Source organism: Photobacterium proteolyticum (assembly GCF_001939735.1).
Lineage (GTDB): Bacteria > Pseudomonadota > Gammaproteobacteria > Enterobacterales > Vibrionaceae > Photobacterium > Photobacterium proteolyticum.
The window spans coordinates 58,420-75,755 of the sequence record NZ_MJIL01000079.1 but is presented as its reverse complement, the minus strand read 5'-3'; the positions used below and the strand labels follow the sequence as shown (position 1 = coordinate 75,755).

Genomic DNA, 17,336 nt, shown 5'->3' with positions numbered 1-17,336 from the left:
TCACTAACGTGACATCAATTGTTCTCTGTTGGAGGGGCTACAGCCCTTGAGCACCAAAGGCTGTAGCAGGGGGAGGAGGAGATCAACTGTTCTGCGACTGCTCCTCGTCGCTGATGGCTTCGGCATAGCCTTTCGGCGGCGGTGTCCAGCCTCGTTCCGAGCGGGCATGCTTGTCGCTACGATCCTTTTTCATTTCTTCTGCCATTACCTCTTCCAGGCGAATGAACAGTTCACGGTAGTTATTATCGAAGCGCTCGTCTTCTGAGTCGTCTTCCCAGGCGGCATACAACTTGTCGGATTTACGGTCTTCGACCCGTTTATAGGTGGCTTTCTGCTGCTCGACAAAGAAAGGATGCAAGCCGAGTGTTTTCATCGCGTGTCCGCCAATTTCTAACGCCGAGTGATAGGTTTCAGATTCGATGATATCTGCTCCTGCTTGCCTTAACAGGTAGCCATGGCCACGGTCGAAGGCGCGGGTGATGACTTTGACTTTCGGATAGGTGTGTTTGACGTATTTCACCATCTCGACACTGTGCTCGTGATCGTCGATAGCCACCACAAGGGCAGCGGCATGTTCAATGCCGGCAGTATGCAGAAGATCCGGGCGAGTGGCATCACCGAAGTAAGCCTTGGTTCCGATTTGGCGCATGACATCGATCTGATTGGCCTGATGGTCCAGGACAACGGTTTTGACACCGTTGGATACCAGCAGGCGGTTAACTATCTGCCCAAAACGGCCGATACCAGCGATGATGACCGTGCCTTGATCGTCGATAACATCTGTTTCACGGTCGTTAGAGGTCTTCTCGAACCGGGGAAGGATCACCTTGTCAAACAGGATAAACAGCCCCGGTGTCAGGAACATTGATAGTGCGACCACGAGGGAAAGCATCTGTGCGATATCGGCAGGGATAACGTGATTTTGCAGCGAGAAGCTCAGCAGTACAAAACCGAATTCACCGGCCTGGGCGAGGCTGAGTGTAAACAGCCAGCGGTCACTGCCCTTGATTCTAAACATCAGCGCAAGGCTGTACAGCATCAGGGCTTTAACCAGCATAACACCCAGTGTCAGAGCGATAATGACAGTAAAGTCATTTAATAGCACTGAGAAGTTGATACCGGCACCCACAGTGATAAAGAACAAGCCGAGCAACAACCCTTTGAAGGGATCGATGTTGGACTCAAGCTCATGACGAAACTCACTGTTTGCCAATACGACCCCGGCCAGGAAGGTACCTAGTGCCGGAGACAGGCCCACCAGGCTCATAAGGGCAGCGATGCCGATCACCAGCATTAATGCCGTTGCGGTAAAAATTTCGCGCAGGCCAGAGCTGGCCACGAAACGAAACAGCGGACGGCTGAGAAAATGGCCGCCAACCACAACTGCAATGATGGAGCCGGTGATCACCAGGCCATATGCCCATCCTGGCAATCCGGCTACAAGGCTTAATTCCTCATGATGCTCTGCAGCAGACGTAGCGGCAGATTGTGCCTGTTCAATCAGCTCGGGGAGGGCCAGTAGCGGAATAAATGCCAGCATAGGGATAACGGCAATATCCTGGAACAGCAGGACTGAAAAGGCGTTTTGGCCGCCTTCGGTTTTGGTCAGGCCTTTCTCATTGAAGGTTTGCAGTACAATCGCAGTAGAAGAGAGCGCAAAAATAAGGCCGATAGTCAGGGCGACAGTCCAGGGCTGGTTAAAGAACAAAGCGATTCCCATCATCGCGGCAGCCGTTCCTCCAACCTGCAGACCGCCAAGCCCCATCAGGCGATTTCGCATCGCCCACAGCATCTTGGGTTCTAGCTCCAAACCGACGAGAAACAACATCATCACGACCCCAAATTCAGCAAAGTGCTGAATGGTGGTGGTCTCTTCGCCCACCAGACCGATAACCGGGCCAATAACAACGCCGGCAATGAGGTAGCCCAACACCGAACCTAACCCGAGTCGCTTGGCGATCGGTACGGCGATAACAGCGGCAACCAGATACACGAAGGCCTGCAAAAAGATGCTGGTCATTTGACCTCCGCTGTATTGATCGGATTGGCTTCCAGGTAGTGATTGAGTTTTTCTGCCGGGGCCGCAACATCGAGCTCTATCTTATCTGCGACGAGTCGTTGTAGCAGATCGCGCCAGGTAGCAAGGTGGCTATCAATGCGTTTTTCTTCCTGGGCCGTGCGCGAACCAAACAGGGCAAAAGGCGGCAGGTAGAGCATACCGGTCAGGCTTGCCATTTGCTCAAGAGGATAGAGCAGTTGGCGAATTGTGAAATGGTTATAGCCGTCTGCATGATAAGCATCGGCCTTTCCGCCTGCCGTCAGTGAGCAGAAAAAAGCTTTTCCCGTTAATGCGTTGCCATCAGGACCATATGCAAAGCTATATTCCAGCACCAAATCTTGCCATTCTTTCAAAATTGCAGGGGTGGAATACCAGTAGAGGGGAAACTGAAAAATAATCACATCATGGTCGACCAGTCGCTGCTGTTCGCGGTCAATATTGATGTTGAAAGTCGGGTATTCCGCGTACAGGTCGATGGCCGTGACCCCGTCAATTTGCTTGGCCAATTCAAACAATGGCTGGTTGACCTCAGAGCGATGCTGAGAAGGGTGTGCAAAAAGCACCAATACCTTTTGGCTCATAGTGTTCCTTACTATAAATCGAAGATTGGTTGCAACATGTTCAGATTTTTCTCATCTTACTTCTTGCCTGGTTGCTTGCAACCATTATAGAAGATAGCGGCGTTCTGTTAGCGAGGCTCGTCGGGCGGGTAAGGGGTATTGTTCAACGATCAGATGCGGCATAAGTCTGTTCTAGGTGGTAATAGCGGTTTGATAGTCGCGCAGGTAATGGACTGCGCGACATGGCGCTTGGCCGTTACAGCCTAAAGGCTTATCACTTGATTTTGGCCGTGATAAATACCAATAAGATCATGCATGGTGCCAATACGACCCACCGCAAGCTTATCTTTGAGCTCGAAGAAGTCCAGGCAGGTACCGCAAACTATGATATCAGTGCCTTTCTCTTGCAGTTTTTGCAGTGCATCGACCGTGTCAGCCTGGTCAATACAGAGCTTCACGCCAGTGTTAACAAAGAAGATCGAAGTTGGCGCCTGTTCATAATCGGAACTGACATTGAAGAAAGCATTTATCAGCTTTTGACCGATCACTTCATTTCCCTGGCCAAGACTGTCATTGGCGATGACATAGGATTTAGGCAATATAGCCTGCTTGTGACCAGAGCTGGCGATAATCGTTTGTCCTTCAGGCGTTTGCAGCACTTCCTCGACGGTTAACCCTTTCTTTATCAGGTTGTCTATCAGGGCTGTCGTAATCGCTTGATCTGAGCTGAGAATTTCGACGTTGCTATAGTTTTGGTCTTCGAAAACAGTTTCTACCAGATTGAGAGCCTGCTGTTGTGAGACTCCGCGAACATCAATCTTGTTGATCATAATGTTTTACTCCATTGAGAAGTTTTCTTGTATATAAATGGGTGTATTCCACGTTTAACTGTTTGAGCGTATCCGTCATATTCGGCCAGTCACACTTTTCCAGTGCGATGCAGAACCCGCATTTTGAGCTAATCGCTCTCGGAGAGCTGATCAGCTTTGGCAGTAATGCAGCCTTTTTGAGTTTGCTTTCCGCTTTCAATGCCTGATGGCTTGAATTGAAAGTAATAATGTAAGTAACTGAATCTTCCATTGAACTCGCTTTACAATGAATGTTGGGCAGCAACTTGCTGGCCAATAATGGCGGCACCTAATGCGCCGGTAAGTTGAGGGTGGCTTGGAATATCAACAGACAGGCTTCCTACCTGGGCCTGAATCGCTTCCAGTACGCCTGGGTTTTGTGCCACACCACCGGTAAACACGATAGGTTCGGCAAACCCGATTTTTCGACCCAGCGATACCACTCGTTTGGCCACAGAGTGGAATACACCGCGGAGAATAACTTCTGCGGGTACACCTTTATGGAGCAAACCAATGACTTCTGATTCGGCAAAAACGGCACACATTGAAGAGATTTCGCAAACCTCGTTGGTCGTCAGAGCGGCAGCTCCCGTTTGATCCAAAGGCATATCCAGGGTATGGGCGACCATCTCGATGAATTTCCCGGTACCTGCAGCGCAGCGGTCATTCATCACAAAGTCGTCTACCTTGCCACTCTCGGAAACCTTAATCACTTTGGAATCCTGGCCGCCAATGTCGATGATGGTTTTGGCTTGGGGGCATAAGTAGGCAACGCCAGCCGTGTGGCAGATAATTTCCGAAGAGGCTTTATCGGCCAGTTCGAAGTAGTTACGGCCGTAGCCTGTTGCGACAGTCATTGCCACATCAGAGCGGTTAAATTTGTTAGCTGCAAGCATGTCAGAATACAAACGCTCTGCGTTGTCTCTCGGCGCTGCACCACTTAAGGTGATAGCTGAATCAATAATATTCTGGCCGTCAAACAACACCATCTTTATGGTTCGGGACCCGATATCCACGCCACATGTGATCATTGTGCTAACTCCAGCAGAGTCTGGACTCGAACTTTGAGTTGTTCACGGTCCGAACTGGAGTAGTCGGTTTCTACCTTCAGGTAAGCAAGCCCTAGTTCTTTACGTACAAATTCATTGATCAAAACAGACTCAACGTTATAGGTGTGGCAAGCTTGCCATACCAGGTCTATGACAGCGTCAGCCTGGTAATCTTTGGCGAGTTTTCTCAATAACTCTTTTCGGCCTTCATTTGGGGTCATGCAAGAGCAAGGGATATTAAAGTGCTTGCGAGCAATCGCTTCTAGTGGATCGCCTTGTTCAGAAACCTCTTCGTACACCCCTTTAATCCCGGAGCAGGCTTCCTGGACGACGACCACACCACCACACTCTTCGATAATCTCAATGAGTTTTTCTGTCCCATGGCCGGTAGGGCAGCCGGTAAGAAGAACGCGAGGTGCGTTGGCCGGCGCGACCTGATGGCCTTGTTCTAATCGCTGGTTGGCCATTGCCAAAAAGTGCTTCATTTGTTCGAGGTGTTTAGAAAAGCCAGCCACACGGTAGCGGGTTTGGGCGATTTCATAACCCGATACGATAGCAGGCTTATGCTGGCCGAGCTCTTGAATGGCAAGGATCAGGCGGCGTTCTTCATTCATCGCCTTAATCGCTGTGCGTAATTTTGCCTCTGTGATGTCTGTCTGGAAGGTTTGCTCGAGCTTCTGCTTCAACTCCTCGACTTCGGCCAGCCAGTGCCGAAAAGCACGTTCTTTGTCTGACTTCTGAGTAAGCTCAAGAACATGCATGTTTTTGTCCCGTGACAAGACTTCATACATTTTCTTTTTGCCGTCGCAGGTTGTTTCGGCGACTAACAGATCCGAATCATTGAGTAATGGACAGCCTCCGGTGAGGGCGTAACCATAGGATGATTTGATAAGAGGACATAAATTCGAAGGCAGTACGGTTTCAGCATGGGTAATGGTATTTTGACTGGTACCGCAAAGACATATGGGGGTTGCACCGGCCGCCAGAATCAGATCTCTTGGCGTGAATTCGCAGTAAAAACCGACGATCCCATGCCCCGCTTGTTTTTGTTCTGAGACGTAGCGGATTTCATCAGATATGGCACTTTTAAAGTAGTCCAATGGTGATGGTACTGTTTGTTCTGGCGTGACACCGCCCTTGCTCGCTTCTAACATAGCATCCCTTTATATTTATTGAATTGTAATTAGCTGACGGCTATCAGGTGTTGGCTATGGATAGCTCCCGATACCGAGAAATCGTTCTGGATTAGTAACCTTAGGAGGCCAGCTGCTTTATTGCCGATATGGCCTGCTCGATTTGTTCTGATGTCGTGAACGCGCCAATGCTTAGCCGTATGGTGCCGTTAGGGAAAGTGCCGAGCGTTTTATGTGCGGCAGGTGCGCAATGCAGGCCGGTTCGGCAGTAGATACCATGTTCGTAGGCCAGCAGTTCATCGATTTCGCCGTTATCTTTATCTTTGATCGTAAAGGAGACGACGCCGACACGAGGCTGAGTATGGTCCGGACCATAAAGAATCACGCCAGGAATGGCTTGAAGCCCTTTAACTAGTTGTCTGGTCAGTGTTAGTTCGTGTTGGGATACAGCATCGACGGTTTTATCTTGTAACCAGCTAATCCCCGCATTTAACCCGGCAATTCCCGGCAGGTTTGGCGTGCCGCTTTCCAGGGCGTCGGGTAGAAAGTCAGGTTGCACCTCTAATTCTGAGTTACTTCCTGTTCCACCAGTGATGAGTGGTTTGATAGTCACGCCTTGCAGGCTGTTACCAATAACCAGGCCACCAATCCCCATTGGTCCCATTAGTCCTTTATGTCCGGTGAATGCCAGCAAATCAATACAGGATGCTTCCATATCGATAGGTATGACTCCCGCAGTCTGAGCGGTATCAACGAGAAATAAACAGCCTTGCTGGCGGCACAACAGGCCAATATGGGCGATAGGTTGAATGGTGCCAAAGGTATTCGATGCGTGATTGATGGCAACAAGCTTGGTTTTTGGGGTCATTGCCGCTTTGAGATTATCTGCCTTGATAAGGCCTGTGTTCGGGCAGCAAGGGACAACGGTAACAATGACGCCTTCTTGTTCCAGCTGGCGTAATGGCCGCATCATGGCGTTGTGTTCCATGCTGCTCACAATTACTTGATCACCGGGTACCAACAGGCCTTTTAATGCCAAGTTTAGGGACTCTGTAATGTTGCCGGTAAATACAACATGGGCATCATCGCTGGCGCTAAAGAAATTGAGTAGTCTTTCTCTGGTTTCAAAGATCAGGCGGCTTGCATCATTGGCCAAAGGGTGGCTTGCCCTGCCGGGGTTAGCACAATCCTGACTAATATAACGAGTCATAGCCTCAACAACCTGTGCAGGCTTAGGGTTACTGGTTGCCGCGTGATCAAGGTAAATCATGATTTCACTATCCCTATACTCGGCTGTCATGTGTATCTCAGAAGAATCCAGCCAGAAACACCAGTTAGTCGCGGAATAACGACACGAAGTGCTGCCCCTTAAGGAGATGCGGCGTATATATTAGTATTTACCACAAGGATTTCAGTGAAATAGATCGCATATAAGGGCGTTCAACTACCAGTAATTATTGATAATTTGAGTTGATAACGTGGTATGTAAATTAAATGTATGGAAGTCGTGCTGACACAGATATTATGCGGTGATAATTCTGTGTCAGCAGTGTCAGTCAGATTGAAATGGGTATAGGTGAATTAGCTGTGGTCAGGAGCCACATCCCCTTTTGAGCTTGGGTTGGCAGGATCGCCGCTCCATTCGAACCAGCCGCCGTCGAAGACGCTGATGTCTTCCCAGCCCATGACATAGGCATAGAAGAAGGTTTCAGACGCGCGCCAGCCGGTACCGCAGTAGAAGGAGACTTTCTGCAATTCGTTAATGCCCCAGTCTTTCCAGAAGGCCTCAATGATATCGGCACTGATCATGGTGTCATCCGGGTTGCGGAAGTCTTCAAGGTGGTAGGCGTCAGAACCGGCATGGCCCCACTTGGAACCGGTAATTCGACCTTTTGGCTTGATGTATTTATAGCCACTGGTATTGCCGATATACTCTTCCCAGCTACGGATACTGACCAGAGATTTGTGCTCAGGATCATCGAGGATCGCTCTGGCTTCCGGTACATCAATGATCAGCTCAGGCCGGGATGGAATCGGACGTCCGAAGTCGACATGCTTTGGTGCTTTATTGAGCATTGGCTCGGTACGGTAACCGGCGTTAACCCAAGACTTCCATCCGCCGTTAAGCAAGCGAACATCATCGACACCGGCGTACATAAGAATACTGGCGGCGCGAGCAGCTGCGGTATTGTCTCGACCATACAGCACGACGGTTGTATCAAACCGGATACCAAGCTGCTTGATAGTTTCAGCAAGCTTCTGGTCGTCTACCCGGTTCCACCAAGGTTCTGACTCGATATTGTTGGTGTTGAGATACAGTGAACCTGGGATATGTGCAGCCAGATATTTTGTTGGTGGCCCCCACGCGACTTCGACAACTTTGAAGCCTTTTTCCGGTGCATACAGCGCTTGTTCGCCGTCGATTACCTGTTTTAGCCATTGCGGCGTCACCAACTTCTCAAATTTCGCCAGATGGTCTAGCTGGCCGGAGTAGTCGCTGATTTTCTGCGAAATAGTCGAAACGTTGTTGATGCCGATGCTATCAAGCTGCTTAAGCAGGACATTGGCCTTCTCTGGTTCGCAGTAAAGGAAAGTCGGTTTGGTTAACTCGATCCCTTTGCTCTGAAGCAGTTGCTCGAGGTGCGGAGGTCGCAGGGTGCTTAACCAGTCCGAGTCAAAGTTGATTGCACCGGGAAAGTGTCCGCCACGTGTTTGTGAAGCTTCGGGCCATCCGTTGTAGTTGTTGCTGGAGCGACAGTCGATCACCTGAATATCGCTAGGTGGTAACTTGGCTAGCTCATCAAAAGTGGTTGCCATAAGCGGGGTACTTACAAGGGTTATGAGTGGGAATAGTAACCGTCTGACAGAAAACATGTGCATGGCCCAGTAGTGAAATAAGGATGGCATTATATAACGCCATCCAGGTTCATAATTTATATAAGATCACAGACTTACGCTGTTGTACGTGTTTTTCTGCTCTTGTTTCCAGAGCCTGACGGCTTGTTAGCTTGGGGTTTGCGATCCTAGGGCTTTCGGCTCTGGGACTTACTGCCGTTGGGCTTCTTCCCCTGCGGCTTGCTGTCATTGTTGCCACTGCTGTTGCGACGAGAATGAGGCTTCTTGTTGCCACTTGACTTGTTGGCGCCCGGTTTTTTAGGCGCAGTTCGGTGGCCGCTTGCATTATCACCAGAGCGCTGGCCGTCTTTGTGTTCAGCTTTCGGCTTTTTCGGTTTCTTTGGTTTCTTGGCTTTCAGCGGACGAAGCGGTTGTGATTCAGGTAGCTTGTTGGCCGGTGTAAAGCCAAACACTTCCTCGCGCGGTAGGATCTGCTGAGTCAGGCGTTCGATAGCCGTCAGCTCTTTATATTCATCGGCACAGACCAGTGAGATAGCCTGACCCTCGGCGCCTGCACGACCGGTACGGCCAATACGGTGTACATAGTCTTCGGCTACATTTGGCAGGTCAAAGTTAACGACCTGAGGCAACTGGTCGATGTCGATACCACGGGCTGCGATATCGGTAGCAACCAGAATACGTACTTCACCACTCTTGAAATTAGCAAGGGCCTTGGTACGGGCACCCTGGCTTTTGTTGCCGTGAATGGCAGCTGCTTTTATGTCACGAGCCTCAAGAAAGGTCGTCAGACGGTTAGCACCGTGTTTGGTACGGGTAAAGACCAGTGCCTGTTTCCATTTGTTTTCCTGGATCAGCTTGGTCAGAACGGCCGATTTCTTTTTCTTGTCAACCGGGTGAACCCACTGTTTAACGCTCGGCGCCGCAGCATTGCGCGGGGTAACAGAAATCTCAACCGGATCGTTTACCAGGCCTTTTGCCAGCGCGCGGATTTCGTCAGAGAAAGTTGCCGAGAAGAGTAGGTTTTGGCGATTTTTTGGCAGTACTGCCAGGATTTTCCGGATGTCGCGGATAAAGCCCATATCCAGCATACGATCGGCTTCATCGAGTACCAGCACTTCAAGTTGATTGAATTTGACTGCGTTTTGATTGTATAGATCCAACAGGCGGCCCGGTGTGGCAACCAGTACATCAGCGCCCTGGCGCATGCGCATCATCTGAGGGTTGATTTTGACCCCGCCAAAAACAACCGCCGAGCTAAGCGGAAGTCGCTTTGAATAGGTAGCAACGTTTTCGCCAACCTGTGCTGCAAGTTCACGGGTAGGGGTTAGAACCAGAGCGCGGACCTGGTTGGAACGGACCTTGGGACCTTTCGACAAACGCTCCAGAATTGGTAGGGTAAAACCTGCAGTTTTGCCTGTTCCTGTTTGTGCCGCCGCCATGACATCCTTGCCTTCGAGCACAGCAGGGATTGCCTGAGCCTGAATAGGGGAAGGTTTTTCATAGCCTTGGTTAGCAACAGCTTCAAGGATTGGGGTACATAGGCCCAGAGAGGCAAAACTCATAAGATAGTCTCAATCAAAATTAAAAACCGCCTCATAGCGTGAGGCAGGAAGCCGGCTAGCTTACAGCAGAGGAGGGGAAAGTGCTAGGGGCCGTTTATCTTCAGCGTTTCTCGGTGAATGACAACCGGGCCCGGATAATTTTGATGTTAAGGTTGGACTGTCAGCGGTTAGTCTGTTGTCGCAATCAAGTTCTCAAAGCGCTCGTTGCCCTGGAGTGATTCGAAATCTTGCTCTTCACTAGCCAGCTCTTTGAGCGAGGCACTGCCCAAAATGGCTTGTTCCAAATCCATGATGGCCTGTTCTTCGGCTCCCAGGCAGGCATAGGCGCAGGCACGCTGATACAGGGCGTGGGCATTGCTGGTATCGACTTCAAGTACCCGGTTACAGATACTCAGTGCCCAGTGGAATTCACGAATTTCCATGGCCGCATCGGCTTTATGGGTCAGGGCTTCGAGATCGCCGGGACGAATTTTCAGGATCTCGTCGTACACTTCCATCTTTTGCTCGGGAGTCTGTGAACCTTGAGCTCTTAGCCAGAGATTGTGGACCTCGTTGATGATCTCAATCTCCTTGTTGTTCTGGGCTATGATCCGCGTTTTTCGTTTCAGGTCGCGTTCAAGTAACTGGAACTTCTTCTCATATTGTTCAGCGATATCATGCAGCTGCTGATCGGCCATTTGCTTGGTGTTTTCTTTGATCTCTTTCAATGACTGCCAGCCTATCAATGCAAACAGCGAAGCGGCACCGGCAATAAGGTAGAAGAAGTAAGTGACGGTGACATTGGCATAGTTCATCGACTTGTCGGCGACACTCAGCTCGCGGTCGGTGATCTCGATAGTGAGCCTGCGCTCAAGATCTTGCTGATCGGTACGCAGCGCTTTGAGTTCGTCAAGGACATACCTTTCCATCAGGGGTTTGTCATACATACTTTCCTGCGAGTATTTTTCTTCGCCCAATGCCGGCCAAGACAGCATAGTCATAACAAGCAAAGATAACAGCCACTTATACATCTCTGAGTCCTTTAACAGTCAATTTGCTAGTAGTTGCTGACTATATACCTAACAAGCCGGGCAGTTAAAGGGGGGATGTCGAGAGATTTGAGATAGGGGAGATATAATCGTTTGATTTTGTTTTTAGAATTGCCATCGCTATCAATTTGTTGCCATGGCAATTCTGAGAACAGGGAGAGCAGACTATGCCTGAAGGCATTCACCTTGCTCAAAACCACCGGCTTGTTGAACGGATGCCAGCATGGCCAGGCGTTTCTTTTCACGCGCAAGTTCAGCGTCGGAAGATTGCGGTGCATTATCGCAAATATCTGCGTCTGGCAGGTTAGAAAAGACATGCACTTTGTTAAACGTAAGCATGAAGAAATACCCTCGAGCGAAATAGAAATTGGTAAATTAACAACATCCTGTCGTCTGGTGGTTAAAAAATCATCATCCTTGTTATGATTTGTTAGGGATGAGTAAACAGGCGTAGATCACACCGGTGCAACATCTGTAGGCGTAGAAACGGTTAGTCGGGTAGCAATTAGAATCTCGCCCTGGCAGCGAATAACCGCAAGGACCGCCGAGGCAGTGTTTTGAAAGAAGGTAAAGTTGCACTGACTACACTGAAACGATTTCTCGGATTGAGGGGAGAAGGTCGGCTGTCCGCACGAAGGGCAATACATCGTTATGCTACCGGTTGGTTGAAAGGCGCGAGGATAGCGTAGCCGATAGAGGATTGCCAGTGATGCCAAGTTACTCGGGTATATATCAAGCCGTAGAATGAGGTACTATAGCTCGAAATTGTCCATGTTCGGTTTATATGATGTCTGAAGAAGAATATGAAGTAGAAGCGCTGGCGGTTGAGGTATCAGCCCAGCCTATCGAGCTCTACAAGGTCTTGAAAATTGCCAATGCGGTCAGTGGCGGCGGTGAAGCAAAATATGCTATTGCCGAAGGCTATGTCGCCGTCAATGGCGAGCTGGAGCAGCGTAAGCGCCGTAAGATGTATGACGGCGATGTGATCGAATTTAACAATGAATTCTACGTTGTGATTTGTGACCAGCCGGTTGATGAATCACCGCAGGAACCTGAGCTGGCAATGCCTAAACCGGCAAAAAAAGCAGACAAGCCAGGTGCCAAGCAGGCATCAGGAAAAGGCAGAGGCAGCAAGTCGGCATCGGGCAAAAAGACACGCGGCAATAAAGCTGGCGGAAAGAAAAAATCGGAGAGCAAAGCCGGGCCGGCCGATCAGTCTACCGGTCGTAAGCCAATTAGCTTCTAGCTCTATAGGTGCTATTAAGAAAAAAGAAACTGCCTAAAATGGCAGTTTCTTTTTATGGTGAGTACGTAGTATTGGTTATTCGGTATTAATGGCTGTTGACGCTGAGGCCGTATTTCTTGATTTTTCGGTAAAGCGTGGCAATACCGATACCCAGCTCGTCGGCAACCAGTTTGCGGTTGCTCAACCGATTAATCGCTTCTTCAATGCGGATTTTTTCCATTTCTTCAAGGCTCATAGCGCACTCGTCCGCGTGAATACTCTCGACTTGGTGCTCGACTTTGGTCTGCTCGAAATAGGGAGGCAGTAAGTCGACATCAATCGTGTCGCCTTCCGGTACGACATTCACCAAATATTCAATCAGGTTACTCAGTTCACGGACATTGCCAGGCCAGTGATAGGCGTTGAGTCGGGCCATGGCTTCGGATGCAATGCCCGGGTAGCTCACACCGATTTTTCGGGTATGTATATCAAGGAAAAACTGTACCAGAAGCTCGACATCACCTTCACGTTCTTTCAGCGGCGGGAGGTGAATAGGGATCACGTTGAGACGATAGTACAAGTCTTCCCGGAACTTGTTCGAGGCAATCATTTCAGCGAAATTGCGGTTGGTCGCCGATACAATTCGAATATCAATCGGGATCGCGGTGTTAGAGCCAATCGGCATGACTTCGCGCTCTTCCAGTACCCTCAGCAGTTTGGCCTGAAGGGTCATCGACATGTCGCCAATTTCATCCAGGAACAAGGTGCCTTTGTTGGCAGCCTGTATCAAACCCGTTTTGCCTTTGTTGGACGCGCCGGTAAATGCGCCTTTGACATAGCCGAACAGTTCACTCTCGAGAAGCTGATCTGGTATCGCGGCACAGTTAATGGCAATAAAGGGCTTATCGCTTCGGGTACTTAAATCATGCACTGCATGGGCAATGACTTCTTTACCCGTACCGCTTTCACCGTTAATTAGCACGCTCGACGGGCTGCTGGCAATACGTGATATTAAGGTTTTTAACTGGCGCATTTTTTTGCATTCACCAATCACACTGGTAAATTGCGGCTGCGGTTCATTGATTGCAAAAGATTTATTTGGTTGATGGAAGGCCATTAAAAAAAGCTGGTGACCACGGGCGTCATGAAATTGGCCGACAACGAGTTCCTGACGTTCGCCAAGAGATATGATGTGCTGCTGGTGTCCCTTTAATTCATTATTGTGAAACGATAGCGGCTGAATATTGACTTCGACGCGGGACAACTCTTCGCGTTCTATATTGAGGTTATTCAGCGCTGGTTGGTTACCATATTTTACCCGGCTGTTACCGTCTAATACTAATACCCCCTGATCCATATTTTCGATCAGGCTGGTAAATACTTCATCAAGTCCGTCATCATGTTCATTGTTACTGGCCAAGACTTTGGCGACTACTATTTGGGAAATGTGCTGAATGTAGTCAGAGAATAACTGAACATTTTCCTTGATTCTCTCGCGCGACTCCTCGGTGAAGGCCACCAGGCTGATCACCCCGATACAGCGATCCTCGGCCATGATAGGGACACCGAGGAATGCCGTTTCTCGACAGGTTCCTTTGTTGGAACAGCCATCGCACAGTGGATCGGTACGTGATTTAACAACAACCTTTTCTCTATGTGTTTCAAGAATATATCGAAAGATTCTTGAGCTTGTATTGAGCTTCTTACCAAAGAATTTGCTGTAAGGCCCGGTACCGGCGATACGGACCAAATCGGCATCAACGACCTCTGCGTCCAGCTGAAGTACGGCTGAAAGCATTTGTGTAAAGCGCAGTATAGTAGGCTGCAGTTGCATGAGTTCGGATTGCTGGGCGTTTTTCAACATAATTCAGGTCTTTTTTGGGAAAGGCTTAACAAAGTTACTCAAGAATGAATGATGCCTGCTTGATATAAGTCAGTGTTTCCCATTGGATTCGTGATGCGAAATAGGAATTGCAAGCGAGGTCACACCTGAATATCAATATGATAAAGCGCATCTGGGGCGCTATCATTTTGGTCGCTATCACTGATAGTGAGTGATAGCGTGCGACAAGAACATGAGTTAGCGATAAATTGCTTCTAAATTTCTTACCCCTTGTAATTCAAGGGCTGACGGCTTTTTTTAATTTATTTTTCCATTTTGTTTCGTTGTTGGCACAGATATTGGAATAGGTGAGTCAGCTGTCTGTTTTAACCCTACAGACTTTTTCCAGCCGGACACGATATAACAAATTTAATTACTGGGAAGAATAAAATGAAAAGCATTAATGAACTAATCAAGGAAATCAATGAACTAAAATCTGAACTTCATAATAAAGATTTCCTTTTAACGTGGGAGCAGAGCCCGGAAGAGCTGGAGCGCGTATTAAAAACCGCGCAGGCACTAAAAGCAATGCGCCAGGAAAATATTGCAACAAACGTATTCAAAAATGGTCTGGGTATTTCACTGTTCCGTGATAACTCAACCCGTACCCGTTTCTCTTATGCATCTGCCATCAACATGCTAGGCCTAGCCCAGCAGGATCTTGACGAAGGCAAATCTCAAATCGCTCACGGTGAAACTGTCCGTGAAACAGCCAACATGATTTCATTCTGTGCCGATGCTATCGGTATTCGTGATGACATGTACCTAGGTGCCGGTAACGCCTATATGCGTGAAGTTGGCGAAGCGTTGGATGATGGTGTTAAGGAAGGCGTACTACCACACCGCCCTGCACTGGTTAACCTACAGTGTGATATCGACCACCCAACTCAGTCTATGGCTGACCTGGCATGGTTGGAAGAGCACTTCGGTGGCCTGGACAAGCTAAAAGGCAAGAAGATTGCAATGACTTGGGCTTACTCTCCAAGCTACGGTAAGCCGCTATCTGTGCCTCAGGGCATCATCGGGCTGATGACTCGCTTCGGTATGGATGTGACTCTGGCTCACCCAGAAGGTTACGACCTAATCCCTGAAGTAGTTGAAGAAGCGCGTAAGAATGCAGAAGCATCTGGCGGTAGCTTTACTCAGGTTTCCTCAATGGAAGAAGCCTTCGAAGATGCTGACATCGTGTATCCAAAATCATGGGCACCTTACCAGGTAATGGGTCGTCGTACCGAGCTGCTTCGTGCCAATGACCACGATGGCCTGAAAGCACTTGAGCAGGAATGTCTGGCTCAGAACGCCAACCACAAAGATTGGCACTGCACCGAAGAAATGATGAAGAAGACCAAAGACGGTGAAGCACTATACATGCACTGTCTGCCTGCCGATATCACAGGTGTTTCTTGTAAAGAAGGTGAAGTGGAAGAGTCAGTATTTGAGAAATACCGTATCGCCACTTACAAAGAAGCAAGCTGGAAGCCATATATCATTGCTGCAATGATTATGAACCGCAAGTACCAGGAACCTGGTGATGTTCTGCAACAGTTATTGGACGAAGCTGAAAAGCGCGTTAAGTAACGAGTTGATATCGGATACTCCACCCTATCAGTATCTGATATATGCCACAGCTACAAAACTTGGCTAATTCTAGCCCTTTCGCGGGGGCACAGATCCCGGTTCCCCCGCATTTTTAACTCAATTCATTCAATGAGGTCTGGTCGTGTCTACATTCTCTCTAAAAATGGAGATAGCCGATAACCGCCATTATAACGGTCAGCAATCTCCTCTATTCACCATTGATGAAGCGGAAAAAGCCCGCGCCTTCCATCAGAAAGTTGAAGGCTACCAACCCACGCCTTTGCACTCTCTCGACTGCTTAGCCAAAGAGATCGGCGTTGGCAAAATTTTAATTAAAGACGAAGCCCACCGTTTTGATTTATGTGCCTTCAAGATGCTTGGTGGTGCTTACGCGATTGCCCGCTTGCTATGCGACGAATTCAAGCTCGACATCAATGCTTTTGATTTCGACAAACTGAAAAACGATATCCCTGAAAAAATGACCTTTGCGACCGCCACAGACGGTAACCACGGACGTGGGGTGGCATGGGCAGCCAATAAACTCGGCCAGAATGCCGTGGTCTACATGCCAAAAGGCGCAGCCGACGAGCGTGTTAACAACATTCGTGCCCTGGGCGCGGAATGTATTGTTACCGATATGAACTACGACGACACCGTTCGCCTGGCGATTAAAACAGCCGAGGAGAATAACTGGAAAGTTGTGCAGGACACCGCTTGGGAAGGCTATACAGAAATCCCAACCTGGATCATGCAGGGCTATACCACCATGGCTGCAGAAGCTGTCGACCAAATGAAAGAGCAGCAGGTAGAGCGTCCGACACACGTCTTCCTGCAGGCAGGCGTTGGTGCAATGGCCGGCGGTGTACTGGGCTACCTATGTGACCAATACGGTGCCGACAAGCTACATTCCGTGATTGTCGAGCCGGATCTGGCTGACTGTATCTATCGCTCAGGTATCAGCGAGCAAGGCGAAATGGTCAATGTCGAAGGCGATTTGGCAACCATCATGGTTGGCCTGGCCTGTGGCGAACCTAACCCGATTGGCTGGCCGGTACTGCGCGACTGCTCGACTCAGTTCGTTTCTTGTCAGGACAGTGTAGCCGCACTAGGTATGCGAGTACTGGGTAACCCGCTAGGCACAGACCCAAGGGTTGTCTCCGGTGAATCCGGTGCCGTAGGCGCAGGTATGCTGGCCGCTGTTTACTACCACCCAGAGCGCGAAAAGCTGATGGAAAAACTGGGCCTGAACAAAGACTCAGTCGTGCTGCTAGTAAACACCGAAGGGGATACCGATCCTGTTCACTACCGTGAAGTAGTGTGGCAAGGCAAGCACCCAACGCTTTGAGGATTTATTTTTGCTCGTTAGCACAATGACTGCATCGAAAGTGCTCATTGATAGGTATCAACTCCGCGCTTTCTCTTTGTCCTAGTACTAACGAGCTGCACTAAATCCACAAAGCCCAGGTGAAAGAATAGCAGAAAAAAGAATTAATTAGCGCGCTGTAGATGTCATCGAAAACAGGGCGAATCAACTTCAAATACAAAACATCATGCCG

The 17,336-nt window shown here is 49.2% G+C and carries 15 protein-coding genes; 3 read left to right on the top strand and 12 right to left on the bottom strand.

The genetic code is table 11. The features are described from left to right. Positions 1-82: 82 nt before the first annotated feature. The 11 genes from BIT28_RS15160 to BIT28_RS29585 all read right to left on the bottom strand — a co-directional run bounded on the left by BIT28_RS15160 (position 83) and on the right by BIT28_RS29585 (position 11,434). Complete coding sequence (locus tag BIT28_RS15160) at positions 83-2,020, bottom strand: monovalent cation:proton antiporter-2 (CPA2) family protein (RefSeq protein ID WP_075765159.1); 1,938 nt, start codon at positions 2,018-2,020, stop codon at positions 83-85. Next, the gene (locus tag BIT28_RS15155; protein WP_075765157.1) at positions 2,017-2,640 is read right to left on the bottom strand and encodes an NAD(P)H-dependent oxidoreductase; all 624 of its coding nucleotides are present in this window, start codon (positions 2,638-2,640) and stop codon (positions 2,017-2,019) included. The genes BIT28_RS15160 and BIT28_RS15155 overlap by 4 nt, the downstream gene beginning before the upstream one ends. Positions 2,641-2,882: 242 nt before the next feature. Beyond that, a complete protein-coding gene (gene yedF / locus BIT28_RS15150; RefSeq protein WP_075765155.1) occupies positions 2,883-3,449 on the bottom strand; it encodes a sulfurtransferase-like selenium metabolism protein YedF in 567 nt (188 codons plus the stop codon). After that, a complete protein-coding gene (locus BIT28_RS15145) occupies positions 3,433-3,699 on the bottom strand; it encodes a putative Se/S carrier protein (RefSeq protein WP_075765153.1) in 267 nt (88 codons plus the stop codon). Before BIT28_RS15145 ends, yedF begins: the two co-directional genes overlap by 17 nt. Before the next feature lie 10 nt (positions 3,700-3,709). Beyond that, positions 3,710-4,498, bottom strand: a complete 789-nt coding sequence (locus BIT28_RS15140) for an acyl-CoA dehydratase activase (RefSeq protein WP_075765151.1) — start codon at positions 4,496-4,498, stop codon at positions 3,710-3,712. Then, on the bottom strand, positions 4,495-5,670 hold the full coding sequence (locus BIT28_RS15135; RefSeq protein ID WP_083651871.1) for a double-cubane-cluster-containing anaerobic reductase: 1,176 nt from the start codon (positions 5,668-5,670) through the stop codon (positions 4,495-4,497). Before BIT28_RS15135 ends, BIT28_RS15140 begins: the two co-directional genes overlap by 4 nt. A 100-nt stretch (positions 5,671-5,770) precedes the next feature. Then, on the bottom strand, positions 5,771-6,919 hold the full coding sequence (locus BIT28_RS15130) for an aminotransferase class V-fold PLP-dependent enzyme (protein ID WP_075765149.1): 1,149 nt from the start codon (positions 6,917-6,919) through the stop codon (positions 5,771-5,773). A 311-nt stretch (positions 6,920-7,230) separates the two neighbouring features. Further along, a complete protein-coding gene (locus BIT28_RS15125; protein WP_075765394.1) occupies positions 7,231-8,523 on the bottom strand; it encodes a rhodanese-like domain-containing protein in 1,293 nt (430 codons plus the stop codon). Positions 8,524-8,672: 149 nt separating this feature from the next. Then, positions 8,673-10,067, bottom strand: coding sequence for a DEAD/DEAH box helicase (locus BIT28_RS15120; RefSeq protein WP_075765147.1), 1,395 nt, complete (start codon positions 10,065-10,067; stop codon positions 8,673-8,675). A gap of 167 nt (positions 10,068-10,234) precedes the next feature. Continuing rightward, positions 10,235-11,047, bottom strand: a complete 813-nt coding sequence (locus tag BIT28_RS15115; protein WP_425439638.1) for a TPR end-of-group domain-containing protein — start codon at positions 11,045-11,047, stop codon at positions 10,235-10,237. A gap of 213 nt (positions 11,048-11,260) precedes the next feature. Continuing rightward, positions 11,261-11,434: a hypothetical protein gene (locus BIT28_RS29585; RefSeq protein ID WP_175577542.1), complete on the bottom strand. Its 174-nt coding sequence runs from the start codon at positions 11,432-11,434 to the stop codon at positions 11,261-11,263. Positions 11,435-11,882: 448 nt separating this feature from the next. Between BIT28_RS29585 and BIT28_RS15105 the strand changes: the two genes are divergently transcribed. Then, the gene (locus tag BIT28_RS15105; protein WP_075765392.1) at positions 11,883-12,341 is read left to right on the top strand and encodes an RNA-binding S4 domain-containing protein; all 459 of its coding nucleotides are present in this window, start codon (positions 11,883-11,885) and stop codon (positions 12,339-12,341) included. A gap of 85 nt (positions 12,342-12,426) precedes the next feature. On the opposite strand, the gene BIT28_RS15100 is transcribed toward BIT28_RS15105, so the two are convergent. Then, positions 12,427-14,184, bottom strand: coding sequence for a sigma 54-interacting transcriptional regulator (locus tag BIT28_RS15100; RefSeq protein WP_075765143.1), 1,758 nt, complete (start codon positions 14,182-14,184; stop codon positions 12,427-12,429). 408 nt (positions 14,185-14,592) lie between these two features. Here BIT28_RS15100 and ygeW point away from each other — a divergent pair, with 408 nt between their 5' ends. Continuing rightward, complete coding sequence (ygeW, locus tag BIT28_RS15095; protein ID WP_075765141.1) at positions 14,593-15,780, top strand: knotted carbamoyltransferase YgeW; 1,188 nt, start codon at positions 14,593-14,595, stop codon at positions 15,778-15,780. 142 nt (positions 15,781-15,922) lie between these two features. Continuing rightward, positions 15,923-17,125, top strand: coding sequence for a diaminopropionate ammonia-lyase (gene dpaL, locus BIT28_RS15090; RefSeq protein ID WP_075765139.1), 1,203 nt, complete (start codon positions 15,923-15,925; stop codon positions 17,123-17,125). The last annotated feature ends 211 nt before the right edge of the window (positions 17,126-17,336 follow it).

What these genes read in the sequence shown, in the direction of transcription:
- ygeW (WP_075765141.1), top strand. Translation starts at nt 14,593, where the DNA reads ATGAAAAGCATTAATGAACTAATCAAGGAAATCAATGAACTAAAATCT.
- BIT28_RS15105 (WP_075765392.1), top strand. Translation starts at nt 11,883, where the DNA reads ATGTCTGAAGAAGAATATGAAGTAGAAGCGCTGGCGGTTGAGGTATCA.
- BIT28_RS15100 (WP_075765143.1), bottom strand. Translation starts at nt 14,184, where the DNA reads ATGTTGAAAAACGCCCAGCAATCCGAACTCATGCAACTGCAGCCTACT.
- BIT28_RS15155 (WP_075765157.1), bottom strand. Translation starts at nt 2,640, where the DNA reads ATGAGCCAAAAGGTATTGGTGCTTTTTGCACACCCTTCTCAGCATCGC.
- BIT28_RS29585 (WP_175577542.1), bottom strand. Translation starts at nt 11,434, where the DNA reads ATGCTTACGTTTAACAAAGTGCATGTCTTTTCTAACCTGCCAGACGCA.
- BIT28_RS15160 (WP_075765159.1), bottom strand. Translation starts at nt 2,020, where the DNA reads ATGACCAGCATCTTTTTGCAGGCCTTCGTGTATCTGGTTGCCGCTGTT.
- BIT28_RS15130 (WP_075765149.1), bottom strand. Translation starts at nt 6,919, where the DNA reads ATGATTTACCTTGATCACGCGGCAACCAGTAACCCTAAGCCTGCACAG.
- yedF (WP_075765155.1), bottom strand. Translation starts at nt 3,449, where the DNA reads ATGATCAACAAGATTGATGTTCGCGGAGTCTCACAACAGCAGGCTCTC.
- BIT28_RS15120 (WP_075765147.1), bottom strand. Translation starts at nt 10,067, where the DNA reads ATGAGTTTTGCCTCTCTGGGCCTATGTACCCCAATCCTTGAAGCTGTT.
- BIT28_RS15135 (WP_083651871.1), bottom strand. Translation starts at nt 5,670, where the DNA reads ATGTTAGAAGCGAGCAAGGGCGGTGTCACGCCAGAACAAACAGTACCA.
- BIT28_RS15145 (WP_075765153.1), bottom strand. Translation starts at nt 3,699, where the DNA reads ATGGAAGATTCAGTTACTTACATTATTACTTTCAATTCAAGCCATCAG.
- BIT28_RS15115 (WP_425439638.1), bottom strand. Translation starts at nt 11,047, where the DNA reads ATGACTATGCTGTCTTGGCCGGCATTGGGCGAAGAAAAATACTCGCAG.
- BIT28_RS15125 (WP_075765394.1), bottom strand. Translation starts at nt 8,523, where the DNA reads ATGTTTTCTGTCAGACGGTTACTATTCCCACTCATAACCCTTGTAAGT.
- BIT28_RS15140 (WP_075765151.1), bottom strand. Translation starts at nt 4,498, where the DNA reads ATGATCACATGTGGCGTGGATATCGGGTCCCGAACCATAAAGATGGTG.